This window comes from Rhizobium sp. BK379 (assembly GCF_014193955.1).
Lineage (GTDB): Bacteria > Pseudomonadota > Alphaproteobacteria > Rhizobiales > Rhizobiaceae > Rhizobium.
Map to the genome: position 1 here is coordinate 526,004 of NZ_JACIAD010000001.1, position 13,577 is coordinate 539,580.

Annotated in this window: 13 protein-coding genes; 9 read left to right on the forward strand and 4 right to left on the reverse strand. The window is 61.7% G+C overall.

Features of this window, described 5'->3' with window-relative positions:
* The first annotated feature begins 23 nt into the window (after positions 1 to 23).
* Positions 24 to 1,091 carry a 3-deoxy-7-phosphoheptulonate synthase gene (locus tag FHT93_RS02690; protein WP_183846022.1) on the forward strand — a complete coding sequence of 356 codons (1,068 nt, stop codon included), beginning with the start codon at positions 24 to 26 and terminating at the stop codon, positions 1,089 to 1,091.
* Between the two features lie 107 nt (positions 1,092 to 1,198).
* On the opposite strand, the gene FHT93_RS02695 is transcribed toward FHT93_RS02690, so the two are convergent.
* The 4 genes from FHT93_RS02695 to FHT93_RS02710 form a co-directional block, all read right to left on the reverse strand.
* Positions 1,199 to 1,600, reverse strand: a complete 402-nt coding sequence (locus tag FHT93_RS02695) for a hypothetical protein (RefSeq protein ID WP_183846023.1) — start codon at positions 1,598 to 1,600, stop codon at positions 1,199 to 1,201.
* Positions 1,601 to 1,701: 101 nt separating this feature from the next.
* Complete coding sequence (locus tag FHT93_RS02700) at positions 1,702 to 2,535, reverse strand: PD40 domain-containing protein (RefSeq protein WP_183846024.1); 834 nt, start codon at positions 2,533 to 2,535, stop codon at positions 1,702 to 1,704.
* A gap of 27 nt (positions 2,536 to 2,562) precedes the next feature.
* Positions 2,563 to 4,242, reverse strand: a complete 1,680-nt coding sequence (locus FHT93_RS02705; RefSeq protein WP_183847478.1) for an NAD+ synthase — start codon at positions 4,240 to 4,242, stop codon at positions 2,563 to 2,565.
* Position 4,243: 1 nt separating this feature from the next.
* The gene (locus FHT93_RS02710; RefSeq protein ID WP_113202541.1) at positions 4,244 to 4,432 is read right to left on the reverse strand and encodes a hypothetical protein; all 189 of its coding nucleotides are present in this window, start codon (positions 4,430 to 4,432) and stop codon (positions 4,244 to 4,246) included.
* Between FHT93_RS02710 and FHT93_RS02715 the strand changes: the two genes are divergently transcribed.
* The 8 genes from FHT93_RS02715 (at position 4,431) to FHT93_RS02750 (ending at position 13,562) form a co-directional block, all read left to right on the forward strand.
* Positions 4,431 to 4,967: a DUF1003 domain-containing protein gene (locus tag FHT93_RS02715; protein WP_112547326.1), complete on the forward strand. Its 537-nt coding sequence runs from the start codon at positions 4,431 to 4,433 to the stop codon at positions 4,965 to 4,967. The two genes, FHT93_RS02710 and FHT93_RS02715, sit on opposite strands and share 2 nt — an antisense overlap.
* A 127-nt stretch (positions 4,968 to 5,094) precedes the next feature.
* On the forward strand, positions 5,095 to 7,827 hold the full coding sequence (locus tag FHT93_RS02720) for a winged helix-turn-helix domain-containing protein (protein ID WP_183846025.1): 2,733 nt from the start codon (positions 5,095 to 5,097) through the stop codon (positions 7,825 to 7,827).
* 80 nt (positions 7,828 to 7,907) lie between these two features.
* Positions 7,908 to 8,441, forward strand: a complete 534-nt coding sequence (locus FHT93_RS02725; protein ID WP_183846026.1) for a transporter — start codon at positions 7,908 to 7,910, stop codon at positions 8,439 to 8,441.
* Positions 8,442 to 8,506: 65 nt separating this feature from the next.
* The gene (locus FHT93_RS02730; RefSeq protein ID WP_183846027.1) at positions 8,507 to 9,145 is read left to right on the forward strand and encodes a helix-turn-helix domain-containing protein; all 639 of its coding nucleotides are present in this window, start codon (positions 8,507 to 8,509) and stop codon (positions 9,143 to 9,145) included.
* A complete protein-coding gene (locus tag FHT93_RS02735; RefSeq protein WP_113116829.1) occupies positions 9,142 to 10,377 on the forward strand; it encodes an MFS transporter in 1,236 nt (411 codons plus the stop codon). Before FHT93_RS02730 ends, FHT93_RS02735 begins: the two co-directional genes overlap by 4 nt.
* A 78-nt stretch (positions 10,378 to 10,455) precedes the next feature.
* On the forward strand, positions 10,456 to 11,250 hold the full coding sequence (locus tag FHT93_RS02740; protein WP_183846028.1) for a phosphotransferase: 795 nt from the start codon (positions 10,456 to 10,458) through the stop codon (positions 11,248 to 11,250).
* 330 nt (positions 11,251 to 11,580) lie between these two features.
* On the forward strand, positions 11,581 to 12,411 hold the full coding sequence (locus tag FHT93_RS02745) for an alpha/beta hydrolase (RefSeq protein ID WP_183847480.1): 831 nt from the start codon (positions 11,581 to 11,583) through the stop codon (positions 12,409 to 12,411).
* 209 nt (positions 12,412 to 12,620) lie between these two features.
* Positions 12,621 to 13,562 (forward strand): MBL fold metallo-hydrolase, encoded by a 942-nt coding sequence (locus FHT93_RS02750; RefSeq protein WP_183846029.1) that lies wholly within the window; start codon positions 12,621 to 12,623, stop codon positions 13,560 to 13,562.
* The last annotated feature ends 15 nt before the right edge of the window (positions 13,563 to 13,577 follow it).

A 13,577-nucleotide genomic window follows, 5' to 3' on the forward strand; every position in this document is an offset into this window, starting at 1 on the left:
ATGACCAAACAGGAGAGCATACCGTGACTGACACTATTGATGATCTGCGCATCGTCGAGATCACCCCGCTGACCAAACCTGCCGATATTATCAAGGAAATCCCGCGTGACCGAGCGGTGACCGAGACCGTGACCGGCACGCGCGACACGATCCATAATATCCTGACGGGCAAGGACGACCGCCAGCTGGTCATCATCGGTCCCTGCTCGATCCATGATCCGGCAGCCGCCCGCGAATACGCCTCCCGCCTCGTTGAGCAGCGACGACGCCTCTCCGGCGATCTCGAAATCGTCATGCGCGTCTATTTCGAAAAGCCCCGCACCACCGTCGGCTGGAAGGGGTTGATGAACGATCCGCATCTCGACGGCAGCTACCGTATCGAGGAAGGTCTGCGCCTCGCCCGCCGCCTGCTGCTCGACATCAACGCCATGGGCCTGCCGGCCGGCTGCGAATTCCTCGATACGATCACGCCGCAATACATCGCCGATCTCGTCAGCTACGGCGCCATCGGCGCGCGTACGACCGAAAGCCAGATCCACCGTCAGCTCGCCTCGGGTCTCTCCTGCCCGATCGGCTTCAAGAACGGCACGGACGGCAGCGCGCGTGTCGCGCTCGACGCGATCATGGCGGCTTCCCAGCCGCACCATTTCCCGGCTGTCACCAAGGATGGACAGGCAGCGATCGCCTCCACCCGCGGCAACGAGGACTGCCACATCATCCTGCGCGGCGGCAAGCGCCCGAACTATGAGGCAGCCGACGTCCAGGCCGTCATCGCCGAGGCAACCAAGCTCGGTGTCGACCCGCGCATGCTGATCGATGCCAGCCACGCCAACAGCGGCAAGGATCCGATGAACCAGCCGAAGGTCGTCCACGACGTCGCCGGCCAGATCGTCGCCGGCAACGATCACATCAAGGGCATGATGATCGAGAGCAATCTCGTCGCCGGCCGTCAGGACCTCGTTCCCGGCAAGCCGCTCGTCTACGGCCAGTCGATCACCGACGGCTGCATCGGCTGGGACATGTCGGTCGACGTTCTCGAGGATCTGGCTCAGGCCGTCCGTGATCGCCGCAAGGCCGCTGTTGCGGCTTGATAGGCAGCATCAAGCGCGGCGGGCAGACACCCGCCGCCCATTCACATAATGCCGATATTGCGCCGCCTCTCCTTAACCGGTGAGGCGCCCGATCGCCAGTGAGGCTTTCACGAAATGCGCCTGTGCAAGCACTTAGAGGCGACAAGCAAATTATAATCGGCCACCGCGCGGATAGAGTCGAGATATTCACTCTCGTCGTCAACGACGTCACTTAAAAACAGGTGCGCAATCTTGTCCTGTGACTGGAGCGCGACCTCCTCTTCAGGCGAAAGTGGCAGATCATCGAAGAAGTTCATGGCGTTGTAATTTCTGAAGTAGGTCTCGTTGCCACAAGCATATTTAATATCATGCTGAATATAGAATTTGGCTATGGGGAGCGCCATCTGGTTCAGAGTTTGAGACTCCTGGTATTTTCCGAACCATCGCAGATACTCGACCGGAAACATAACAAACAGTAAAGTACGGCAGCAGATCAGGCAGGCGAATGCCGCGAGCAATACCTTGCGCATAGTTGTGTAACGATCCCTCTCATGAACGGGTAATGCCTATTTCAGAAGGGTCGCGTGAGGCTTGAGGCGCCACCGCCATCATCAAATGGCGGTGCGCCCTCTCAAGATCTCGCCGGAAAATACCGTACGAAAGCGAATTCCTCGCCATCGGGCGACCAGTTCGGCACGTTGATCGTGCCCTGCCCGCCGAAAAGCTCGAACAGCTCCGTCAGGTTGCCGCCATCCATGTCCATCATCCTGAGGCGCACATTGAGATCGCGCGGATGATCGAAGACGTCGGGGTCGTAGGAAAGGATCAGCACCTTGTCATTGTTGGGTGATGGATGGGCGAACCAGTTGCCGTAATTGTCCGATGTCACCTGCTCGAGACCCGTGCCGTCGGGGTGGATGCGCCAGATCTGCATCAGCCCGGTGCGGCTGGAATTGAAATAGATCCACTGCCCGTCGGCCGACCAGTCCGGCCCGTCATTGCGGCCCTCGCCATGCGTCAGCCGCTTCTCCTCACCACCATTGACCGAGATCGTATAGATATCGAAGACGTCGTTGCGGATGCCGCAATAGGCAAGCTCGCGCCCGTCTGGCGACCAGCCGTGCCAGTAGGACGGCAGGTTCCTGGTGATCAACCGCGGCTTGCCGCCCTCGATCGGCAGGATGTAGATCGCCGACTTGCCGAACTCGGTCTTGTCGGAGATGACGATCAGTTCGCCATCGGGCGAAATACCGTGGTCGTTGTTGCAATGGACCGCGAAGCCGGTATCGACACGCTCCACCAGGTCGCTGCCATCGAGACGCAGGCGATAGAGCAGCCCGTCGCCATTGATCAGCAGATAGGCGCCGTCGCGCGAGAAATTCGGCGCCTCCACCAGCGCTTCCGTCTGCCAGATGACACGGCTTTCGCCCCGCCGCACATTGTAGATTTCAACTGAGCTGCGCATTCATCCCTCCCAGATATTTGAAGCGTCTCAGCGATCCCGGAACCGGTTGGTGATCGGGTAGCGCCGGTCGCGGCCGAAATTCTTCTTCGTGATCTTCACGCCCGGTGCCGACTGGCGGCGCTTGTATTCGGCGAGATAGAGCAGATGCTCGATGCGGTGCACCGTCTCGACATCATGGCCGCGCGCCACGATCTCCTCGACCGCCATTTCCCGTTCGACCAGGCATTCAAGAATGTCGTCGAGCGCTGGATAAGGCGGCAGCGAATCCTGGTCCTTCTGATCCGGGCGAAGTTCGGCCGACGGCGCCTTGTCGATAATATTCTGCGGAATGACTACACCTGAGGGGCCGAGCGCATCCGGCGGCACATTCTCGTTGCGCCAGCGGGCCAACGCATAGACCTGCATCTTGTAGAGGTCCTTGATCGGGTTGAAGCCGCCGTTCATGTCGCCGTAAAGCGTCGCATAGCCGACCGACATTTCCGACTTGTTGCCCGTGGTGACGACCATCGAGCCGAACTTGTTGGAGATCGCCATGAGGATGACGCCGCGTGCGCGGCTCTGCAGGTTTTCCTCGGTGATGCCGCTGTCTGTGCCCTCGAAGAGATTCGAGAGCGCGGATGAAAAGCCAGCAACCGGTTCTTCGATCGGAACGATGTCATAGCGGCAGCCAAGCGCCTTGGCGCAATCGGCGGCGTCCTTGAACGAATCCTCCGATGTATAGCGGTATGGCAGCATCACCGTGCGCACCCGCTCTTCGCCGAGCGCATCGACGGCAATCGCCGCGCAGATCGCCGAATCGATGCCGCCGGAAAGCCCGAGCACGACATTCTTGAAGCCGTTCTTGTTCACATAGTCGCGGAAACCGAGCAGGCAGGCGCGGTAGTCGGCTTCTTCGCTCTCGGGTATGCGTGCCATCGGCCCTTGCGAGCAATGCCAGCCGTTTTCGGTGCGTTTCCAGGTCGTCACGGCCAGTGCCGTTTCGAACTGGCTGAGCTGGAAGGCGAGCGACTTGTCGGCATTGAAGGCAAAGCTTGCGCCATCGAAGACGAGCTCGTCCTGGCCGCCGAGCTGGGCGGCATAGACCATCGGCAGCCCGGTTTCGATCACCTGTTTCAGCACGACCTGATGGCGGATATCGACCTTGCCGCGATAATAGGGCGAACCGTTCGGCACGAGCAGGATTTCCGCCCCGCTTTCGGCCAGCGTCTCGCAGACACCGAGATCACCCCAGATATCCTCGCAGATCGGAATGCCGATGCGAACGCCGCGGAAATTCACCGGACCCGGCATGGCGCCCTGATCGAAGACGCGCTTCTCGTCGAACTCGCCATAGTTCGGCAGGTCGATCTTGTCTCTGACGGCGATCACCTTGCCGCCGTCGAGCACGGCGATGGAATTGTAGCGGCCCGTCTCGTCCTGGCGCGGGAAGCCGATGACGACGCCCGGTCCGCCATCGGCGGTATCGGCCGCGAGGCTTTCGACAGCCTTCCAGCAGGCTTGGATGAACGCCGGCTTCAGAACGAGGTCTTCCGGTGGATAGCCCGAGATGAAAAGCTCGGTCATCATGAGCAGTTGCGCGCCCTGGCGGGCTGCATCGGCACGCGCCTCGCGCACCTTGGCAAGGTTTCCGGCGACATCGCCCACCGTGGGGTTCAGCTGGGCGATGGCGATGTTGAACGTATGGGAGAGAGCGTTTTCCTGTGTCATGTCATTCATTTAATCCGCCCCTTCGTGCACCGCAATAAGCGGCGTCAAAAGCCGTATCGATCTGCGGCGAAAATTTGATGAATGCTGACTCACACCTCTGTTTGCCTTGCGCGACGCCGATACGCATTGCAATTTGCGGCAGTGGCGGAATACTGCGCGCCAATTCGATCCATTCCCGGGACAATGCCATGTATAATCTTCCTAATTTCGTCCACCTGCATTTCGGCAAATCGGCCGAAGAACTGGGTGACATCGAAAAGCGCGTGCTGGCCAAGGCACATGAGCGCAAGATCATCTCCACCGACATCAACGCTGCCATTGCTGCCGAATCCTCCGTCGGCCAGCGGTTGGCGGATGGCATCGCCCGCGTCGGCGGCTCATGGTCTTTCATCCTCGCCTTCCTCGCCTTCCTCGTGATCTGGACGGTCATCAACACGGTCATCCTGATGACCCGCGCCTTCGACCCCTATCCCTTTGTTTTCCTGAACCTGATCCTCTCCATGCTCGCCGCCATCCAGGCGCCGATCATCATGATGTCGCAGAACCGTCAGGCCGAACGCGACCGTTTCGAAGCGGCCAAGGATTACGAGGTGAACCTGAAAGCCGAACTGGAGGTGCTCTCGTTGCATCAGAAGATCGACATGCGGGTTCTGACGGAACTGACCGCGCTGCGCGAAGACGTCTCCCGGCTGAACGCAATCCTTGGGGAACGCGGACAGGCTTGACGCCGCTAAAATAGCGTGGCCTTAAACATCTGAAATCCCCTTGCAATTCCCGCGCTGCCGCTGCGTTTCATTTGACAGGGCGCTGCTATTGGGATCAACCTGCCGGCACCACCGCAAGGGGCCGGGTTTGGAAGAAGAGTTTCACTTCGGCGCATTTTCGATCGTGCCCGCCAGGCGCAGCCTGATGCGGGACGGTTCCGCCGTGCCGCTCGGTAGCCGCGCCATCGACATACTCCTGTTTCTGCTCCATCATCCGGGCGAGTTGAAGACCAATGCCGAGATCGTCAGGCAGGTCTGGCCGGAGACTTTCGTGGATGAAGCCAATTTGCGCGTCCATGTTTCGGCGCTGCGCAAGGCATTGGGCGACGTCAGGCGCGAGCCGCAGTTCATCGCCAATGTGCCGGGCCGCGGCTATACGTTCATCGCTCCCGTCAACCGCCGCAGCAACGGCGCTGAGCCTGCCGCCCCCTCACCGATACCTCAGAAATCCCGCCCGGAACGCCTGCCTCGGCGCATCTTCGGCCGCGAACAGACGATCGCGGCCGTAACCGGACAGCTTGCGAAGAGCCGGCTGGTGACGATTGCCGGTCCTGGCGGCATCGGCAAGTCCACCGTCGCCCGCGCCCTGATTGCGCGCGGCGGCTTCGAAGGCGAAATCGTCTGGATCGACCTGTCGGAAGTCGCGACCGGAAATCTTGTGCCCACCGTCTTGGCGTCTGCGCTCGGCATCCTCTCCCGCAGCGATGACATCGTCAGGGAAATCGCCGTCCATCTGCAGCCACGCAACCTCCTGCTCGTGCTGGATAGCTGCGAGCATGTCGTGGCCGATATCGCCGAGCTTGCCGAGGATCTGCTCGCGGAAGCACCCGATCTGCATATCCTCGCCACCAGCCGTGAGCCGCTGCGCGCCGATGGCGAACGTGTTCACCGCCTGCTGCCCCTCGACCTGCCGGCGTCCGCCGTGACAGCGGAAGCTGCTCTCGTCTCGCCCGCCGTCCAGCTCTTTGTCGAACGCGCCGATGCCTGCCTCGGCGGTTACGAACTGACGGATGAGGATGCTGCCGATGTCGTCGATATCTGCACGAGGCTCGATGGTATCGCACTGGCAATCGAGCTTGCCGCCGGCAGGCTGGAGTCGATGGGCATTGCCGCCCTCTCCCGCTCGCTGTCCGACTGTTTCCGGGTATTGACCCGCGGCCGGCGCACGGCCCTGCCGCGCCACCAGACGCTGCGCGCCACGCTCGACTGGAGCTATCTCATCCTGTCGCAGCAGGAGCAGCAGGCTTTGCGCGAACTTTCCGTCTTCCGCGGCCGCTTCAGTGGCAGGGCCGCAGGTGCCGTGCTCTCCGGCAGTGAGCCAGAGGATCTGCTTGCCGCCCTCGTCGCCAAATCGCTGGTCGTGGTCGAGAACGCGACCGACGAAACGCTTTACCGGCTGCTGGATACGACGCGCCTCTATGCCGGTGAGAAGCTTGCCGCATCGGGCGAGCTCCCCGGTGCCATGGCCCGCTTCTCCGCTCATCTCTCCGTCGCGCTCGAAAGCGCCGAGCAGGATCTCTACGCCGCCCTGCCGGAGGAATGGCCTGACGATTTCGCCCAGCAGGTTCCGGGTTTGCGCGCAGCCGTCGACTGGGCCTTCGGTCCATTCGGCGATGCGTTGCTCGGCGTGCGTCTGACGGTCGCTGCCCTGCCACTCTTCTTCCGCCTGTCGCTGCTTGACGAATGCCTGGCCGCGCTGACCCATGCGATCGCCTTTCTCGATGCCCGCCCAGGCCTGGATGAGAGGAGCCGCATGAAGCTCTATGCCGCACTGGGCTGGCCGCAGCTGCGCGCCACCCATGCGCCGGAACTCGGCGTCGCTGCCTGGACGACGGCCAGGCGCATTGCCGAGGAGCTCGGCGATATCGACCATCAGTTGCGCGCCATCTGGGCGCTCTGGGTCGACATGCTGAACCGCGCCGAGCCCCGCCAGGGGCTGGAGCTGGCGGCGCGTTTTACAGCCCTTGCTCCCTCCTCCTCCGATCCGAGCGATATCATCATCGGCAGGCGCATGAGGGCCGCAACGCTGCATTGGCTCGGCCGCCATGCCGAAGCCCGCGATGAGCTTCTGGCCATGCTGGCCGACTACGAGCATGTGCCTCAGGCGCACCACTCCGTGCGCTTCCAGTTCGACCAGCGCGTGACGGCGCGCATCATCCTGGCCCGTTGCCTCTGGATGTCGGGCGACGAGAAGGCCGCGCTGGACGAGGCCGAAGAGACAATGCGCTACGCCCGCGAGATCGGCCACAACCATTCGATCAGCAATCTGCTCGCCGAGGCCGTCTGCCCGCTTGCGCTTCTCTCCGGCAATGACGAAGAAGCCGCGAACGCGATCCGGCTGCTGCGCGACCATACTAAGGCCCTGTCTCTCGATGTCTGGCACACCTATGCCGACAGCTTCGAGGCGGAGCTGCATCTGCATGCCGGCGAATACCGGCTCTGCCTCGCAAAGCTGCGTCCGGCGATGGATATCCTCGATCGCGCCGGCTTCAACCTCTTCCGCACCTACTTCCAGTCCATCGAGGCGCGAGCCCTCTCCGGCCTCGGCCAGCATGTAGAGGCCGGCAGCGTAATCGATGCTGCGCTTGTCCATTGCGATGTCTCGGGCGAGCGCTGGTGCCTGCCCGAACTCCTGCGGGTGAAAGCGCTGGTCACCGTAAAGGGACAAGGCCCGGACGCACTGGATGCCGCTTCGGCGATCCTCGAAGTGGCACGCACAGCTGCAAGACAGGATCGCGCCGCCGGCTGGGAACGTCGCATCAACGTCGAACTCGAAGCCCTCGGCCATGAGCCGGCGCAGCTTTCGGGTGCTGCGGGCTGACCCCTTTACACCGATTTACAACGATCAACTCGTCCGCCACTCGCCATCCGTGCATCATTGCCCTTCAAGAGGAGCATGCCATGGACGGCGACATACCCATTCGTTTTCTGATCGTTCTCGCCATGAATGGAGATAGCAGCGAGGCCCGGATCTCACGCCTCGCGCCGGCCTATTATCTTTTCAGAGACGCACATGCAGAAGTCGTCCTCGCAACCCCGTCAGGCGGATTCCCTGATCTGACCAGCGAGTTGCGTCAGACCGCGCATCCGGAACCATCGACCCGCCGCTTCCTCGCCGACCGCTCTGCCCGAGATGATCTCGCCGATACGCTACATCTCGGCCAGATCGTGACGGAGGATTTCGATGCTGCCTTCTGTATCGGTCTTTCCGGTCCGCTCTGGTTGGCCGATGGCGTTGCAGCCACGATCCGCACTTTCCTGACCTTGGGCAAGCCCGTCGCCATCGTCCCCGGCAGGCATCTGGACATAACACCTGAAGGTGCTTCCGCCGGTCTTCTGATCCTCGGTGATAGCCAATCCTCTCCGCTTCTATCGGCCCATGCCTTGCTCAAGGTGGCGCTGGAACAGCGCAACGCCCGGGCAACGGGCGACTGAAAGCCTCTCTCAAGGTTTGCAAAGAAACATTTGCAAAGAATCGTTTGCGATATTAGGCTGTCACCATGAAACCGCCAGTCCCTACACAGGCGTCAGCCACCTCGCGTAACGTCAGCGAGATCGTTCCCGATGTCACCGCGCTGAAGGCGCTCGCCCATCCGGTGCGCCTGCGCATGCTCGGCATGCTGCGCATAGATGGTCCCGCAACGGCAACCCAGCTTGCCGCGCGCCTCGGCCTCAACAGCGGTGCCACGAGCTACCACCTGCGCCAGCTCGCCCAATATGGTTTCATCGAGGACGCGCCTGCGACATCGCGCCGGGATCGCTGGTGGAAGGCGTCCCACGAGATCACCTCGGTGCGACCGGCGGAAAGCGAAGGTGAGGCTTTCGACATGGACGTCGCCTTCGCGCAGGCGATACTCTCCCAGCAGGTCGGCCAGATGCAGAAGGCCGCCGAGGAATATGCCGAACTGCCGCTCGAATGGCGCAAGGCCAGCACCGCAAGCGACATCGTCATTCCCTTGACCGCCGAGAAAGCCGAAGCCCTGACGACGCGGCTGAACGAGTTTCTCATGGAAGCGATGCGTGAAGCCCCGGCCCTTGGCGAGCCACTGCCCGCCGACACGGTGCCTTTCACTGTCATGCTGCACGCCTTTCCCTATCCGGGCCGCCTGCCGCATGGCGAGGAAGAGAGCGAGCCATGAGCCGCAGCCCCTTTGTCGCGCTCGCAGTTGCAGAAACGCTCTCCCTTTCGGGCACGCGCCTCTCGGGCATCGCCATTCCCTGGTTGGTACTGAGCACCACAGGCAGCGCCATGCTGACCGGCATCGTCGCCATGATGGAAATGCTGCCCTATGTCGTCGCCAAGGCACTCGGCGGTCCGATGATCGATCGCGTCGGACCCAAGCGCGTCGCCATCGTTTGCGACAGCGCCTCGGTGATCACGGTCGGTCTCGTGCCGCTCCTGCATCTCCTCGACCTGCTCACCATGCCGATCCTACTGCCGATCGTCTTTGTCATGGGGGTGCTGCGCGGCCCCTCCGATGCTGCAAAACAATCCATGGTCCCCGATATTGCCGGGCTTGCCGCCGTGCCGCTGGAGCGTGTCACCGGCGTCATCGGCGTCATCGACCGCCTCGCATCGACGGTGGGGGCGGCAGGTGCCGGTGGGCTGATTGCCCTTGTCGGGCCGAGCCAGGCGCTGGTGGTCAACGCCGTCACCTTCGCCGCTTCCGCGCTGATCGTCGCTATCGGCATTCCTGCAATTCGGCATGCAGTGAAGTCCGCAGCATCCGGCATCAAGGCCTATGGGCGGGAACTCGCGGAAGGCTGGCACTTCATGCGGCGTGATGCCGTGCTCGTCGCAATCGTGCTGATGGTAGCGACCACCAACTTGCTCGATCAGGCCTACTATGTCGTCCTGGTTCCGGTCTGGACCCAGGGTTCGGGCCATGGCCCGGCCCTGCTCGGAACCCTGTTTGCCGTCTTCTCCTGTGCGTCGATGATCGGCGCTGCGATTGCCGCCATGATCGGCGAGCGCCTACCGCGGCTTGCCGTCTACACGGTCGCCTTTCTGTTGACGGGTTTCCCCCGCTTCCTGGTCTTTGCAATGGACTCCCCACTCGCCCTGATCTTCGCGATCCTCGCGATCGGCGGCTTCGCCTCGGGCTTCCTCAATCCCATTCTCACGGCTGTGCTTTTCGAGCGCATCCCGAAGCCGCTGATGGGGCGCGTCACCTCGCTGAATGCCGCACTCTGCTGGGCGCTCATTCCCTTCGGCGGCCTTGTCGGCGGCGCGCTGATCGATGGCTTCGGCCTCTCGGCCGCACTTTTCCTGACGGGCCTTGCCTATCTCGTGACGACGCTTGCACCGCTGGCACATCGCAGTTTCCGCGGCTTCGACAAGAGGCGGGCGGGTGACGTCGCGATCTCCTGAACAGATCGCAAGCGGTGCATGGGCAAAGGTGCCTGTTTCCGCTATTCGGTCATGAGCGAACCATGCCGGGGGACGACGATGCCGATTTCAGAGGAAATCCCGCTTGCCGGCGGCAATGTCAATGCCGGCGTTGTCAGGGTTGGCAATACTGTCCGCCGTGCGATCGGCCCAAACAGCGGCAATGTCCACAAGCTCCTGGAGCAACTGGAGAGGCGAGGCTATGGCCATGCCCCGCGCTTCCTTGGCATCGATGCCAGCGGAAGAGAAATCCTCTCTTACATGGCGGGTTCTGCGACGATGCCGGACACGCTCTGGACGAATGATGCCGCGCTCGTCGAAGCCGTGGGCATGTTGCGGCAATTCCATGACGCGACGAAAGACCTGGATTTCGTACCCGATGGCAATTGGGCCTACACCTACCCCATTGCCGACCGCAACGACGTGATCTGCCACAATGATTTCGCACCCTACAACATGATCTTCCGGGACGGCCTTCCGATCGCGATCATCGATTTCGATCTGGCAGGCCCGGGTCCGCATTTGCGAGACCTCGCCTACCTTGCATATTGGTTTGCCCCGCTTTCCTTTTCCTCCGAAGACCTGGCCGAACACGCCGCCCGCGAACTTGCTTCCGGCAGCCCCCGGCTCAAGCTGCTCTGCTCGGTCTACGATACCAACGATCATGCCGCCCTGCTCGATATGGTGGCTGAGGTGCTGGAGCACATGGGTGATGAGGCGGCGGCCGAGAAGATGGTTGGCCGAGACGCCGCGGTCAGATTGCGCGACGGCGGCCACTTCGAGCATTGGCGCAGGGAAGCAAGATCGTTCGAGGAGAACAGGCAGGCCGTCCGGCGCAACATGCAGCGGCTCTGAGAAGAAAAACCTGCTGATAACATATTGTGTTCATGAGGTAATTACGCCTAATGGCGCATTGCTGTCATTATTGCTTTGCATCAATTTACGACGGTTAACTCGCATCGCCGCCGGAAGTGGGGCAGCTTGTTCTCGTCGAAGAGGCGCGGAGAAGCCCACACGGAGGCGATCATGCCCACAGCTGAGAATGAACGCAGCATTGCACTGACAGCGGATGCCACACGGCGGGACGTTCTTCTGGCAGGCGGCGCGGCCATTGCGGCCCTCGCCCTGCCGAAAACCACGCTTGCCGCAACCAGTTCAACATCATCAGAAAATCGGAGCCAGACCATGCCTTTCATCAAGACCAAGGACGGAACTGAAATCTTCTACAAGGATTGGGGTTCGAAGGACGCCCAGCCGATCGTCTTCCATCACGGCTGGCCGCTCAGCGCCGACGATTGGGACGCACAGATGATGTTTTTCCTCGAAAAGGGTTTTCGCGTCATCGCCCATGACCGCCGTGGCCACGGTCGCTCCACCCAGACATGGGAAGGCAACGAGATGGATACCTATGCGGCTGACGTTGCCGCACTGACCGATCACCTCGATCTCAAGAATGCCGTCCATATCGGCCACTCGACCGGCGGCGGCGAAGTCGTCCACTATGTCGCCCGCGCCAAGGAAGGTCGTGTCGCCAAGGCCGTGATCATCGGCGCCGTGCCGCCCATCATGGTCAAGTCGGACAAGAACCCCGGCGGCCTGCCGCTCGAAGTCTTCGACGGCTTCCGCGCAGCCCTCGTTGCCAACCGCGCCCAGTTCTACCTCGATATACCCACCGGCCCCTTCTACGGCTTCAACCGTCCGGGCGCCAAGGTCAGCCAGGGCGTGATCGAAAACTGGTGGCGCCAGGGCATGATGGGCGGCGCCAAGGCCCACTATGATTGCATCAAGGCCTTCTCGGAAACCGACTTCACCGAAGACCTTCAGAAGATCACGGTTCCGGTTCTCGTCATGCATGGCGACGACGACCAGATCGTTCCCTATGCCGACTCGGGACCGCTCTCCGCCAAGCTCCTGAAGCACGGCACGCTGAAGACCTATCCGGGCTTCCCGCACGGCATGTGCACCACGCACCCGGAAGTCATCAATCCGGACCTCCTGGCCTTCATCAAGGGCTGAGTTTTCTCTCGAAGAGTTGCCGGCGCGCCCTTGTGGCGCGCCTTTTTCTTCCTGATATGCGGTATGGTTGTCTGGTATGGTGTCGCGGCATCAGCCGTAAAGAACTGAAAATAAATGTAAATAATTGATAATATTGAATTTTATAGGCGAAGTCCTATCGGTGTGCTGTTATTGTCTCCTCATGGTGATACCGAAGAGGAGACGAGCAGATGAGCAATCCGGATAATCTCGGCCTGTCGGCCACGCGCCGTCAGCTTCTGGCCGGCGCCCTCTCGGGCGCGGCGGCCCTTGTCCTGCCGCGCGGCACCCATGCGGCGGAGTCCTTTCGCTTTACGCACGGCGCCTTCGATATCACTGTCGTCAGCGACGGCTTCATCACCCTGCCCGCCGACGTCCTGCTTCCCGACGCGACGCCGGAAGAGCGCCGGCCGATATTGGCGCAGCTCGGCGGCGATGCGGCGGGTGCGCCAGTCCAGGCCAATATTCCGCTCATCCGCCACGGCAGCGATCTGATCCTGATAGACAACGGTTCCGGTACGAACTTTCAGGCAAGCGCCGGCAAGCTCGCCGCCAACCTGAAGGCAGCAGGCATCGAGCCGGAAGCCATCACCAAGGTGATCTTCACTCACGCCCATCCCGATCATTCGGGCGCAACGACCGTGGCCGGCGGCAAACTGCTCTATCCGAATGCCCAGTATTTCGTCAGCGAAACAGAATGGAACTTCTGGACCGACAAGGACTACGAGACCCATATGCCCGCCGTCCTGCACGATTTCGCCCGCGGCGCGCAGCGCGATCTCTTTGCGGTGAAGGACCGGCTCACCCTCGTCAAGCCGGGTCAGGAAATCCTGCCTGGAATGCAGGTGGTCGAAACATCGGGCCACACGCCGGGCCACATCTCGCTGGAACTGGCCGGCGACGGCAATCTCCTCATCACCGGTGACGCCTGCACCAATGACGTGATCTTCTTCGAGCACCCCGCCTGGCATTTCGGCTTCGATACAGATCCCGAAACCGCCCTGAAGAACCGCCGGATGCTTCTTGACCGTGCTGCGTCGGAAAAGATCAAGCTGCTCGGCTATCACTGGTCCTATCCGGGCGTCGGTCATGCCGAACGCAAGGACAGCGCCTACCGCTTCGTGAAGGCCTAAAGCAATTCCAGCAAA

What these genes read in the sequence shown, in the direction of transcription:
- FHT93_RS02750 (WP_183846029.1), top strand. Translation starts at nt 12,621, where the DNA reads ATGAGCAATCCGGATAATCTCGGCCTGTCGGCCACGCGCCGTCAGCTT.
- FHT93_RS02710 (WP_113202541.1), bottom strand. Translation starts at nt 4,432, where the DNA reads ATGGCATTGTCCCGGGAATGGATCGAATTGGCGCGCAGTATTCCGCCA.
- FHT93_RS02700 (WP_183846024.1), bottom strand. Translation starts at nt 2,535, where the DNA reads ATGCGCAGCTCAGTTGAAATCTACAATGTGCGGCGGGGCGAAAGCCGT.
- FHT93_RS02715 (WP_112547326.1), top strand. Translation starts at nt 4,431, where the DNA reads ATGTATAATCTTCCTAATTTCGTCCACCTGCATTTCGGCAAATCGGCC.
- FHT93_RS02740 (WP_183846028.1), top strand. Translation starts at nt 10,456, where the DNA reads ATGCCGATTTCAGAGGAAATCCCGCTTGCCGGCGGCAATGTCAATGCC.
- FHT93_RS02730 (WP_183846027.1), top strand. Translation starts at nt 8,507, where the DNA reads ATGAAACCGCCAGTCCCTACACAGGCGTCAGCCACCTCGCGTAACGTC.
- FHT93_RS02735 (WP_113116829.1), top strand. Translation starts at nt 9,142, where the DNA reads ATGAGCCGCAGCCCCTTTGTCGCGCTCGCAGTTGCAGAAACGCTCTCC.
- FHT93_RS02695 (WP_183846023.1), bottom strand. Translation starts at nt 1,600, where the DNA reads ATGCGCAAGGTATTGCTCGCGGCATTCGCCTGCCTGATCTGCTGCCGT.
- FHT93_RS02725 (WP_183846026.1), top strand. Translation starts at nt 7,908, where the DNA reads ATGGACGGCGACATACCCATTCGTTTTCTGATCGTTCTCGCCATGAAT.
- FHT93_RS02745 (WP_183847480.1), top strand. Translation starts at nt 11,581, where the DNA reads ATGCCTTTCATCAAGACCAAGGACGGAACTGAAATCTTCTACAAGGAT.
- FHT93_RS02705 (WP_183847478.1), bottom strand. Translation starts at nt 4,242, where the DNA reads ATGACACAGGAAAACGCTCTCTCCCATACGTTCAACATCGCCATCGCC.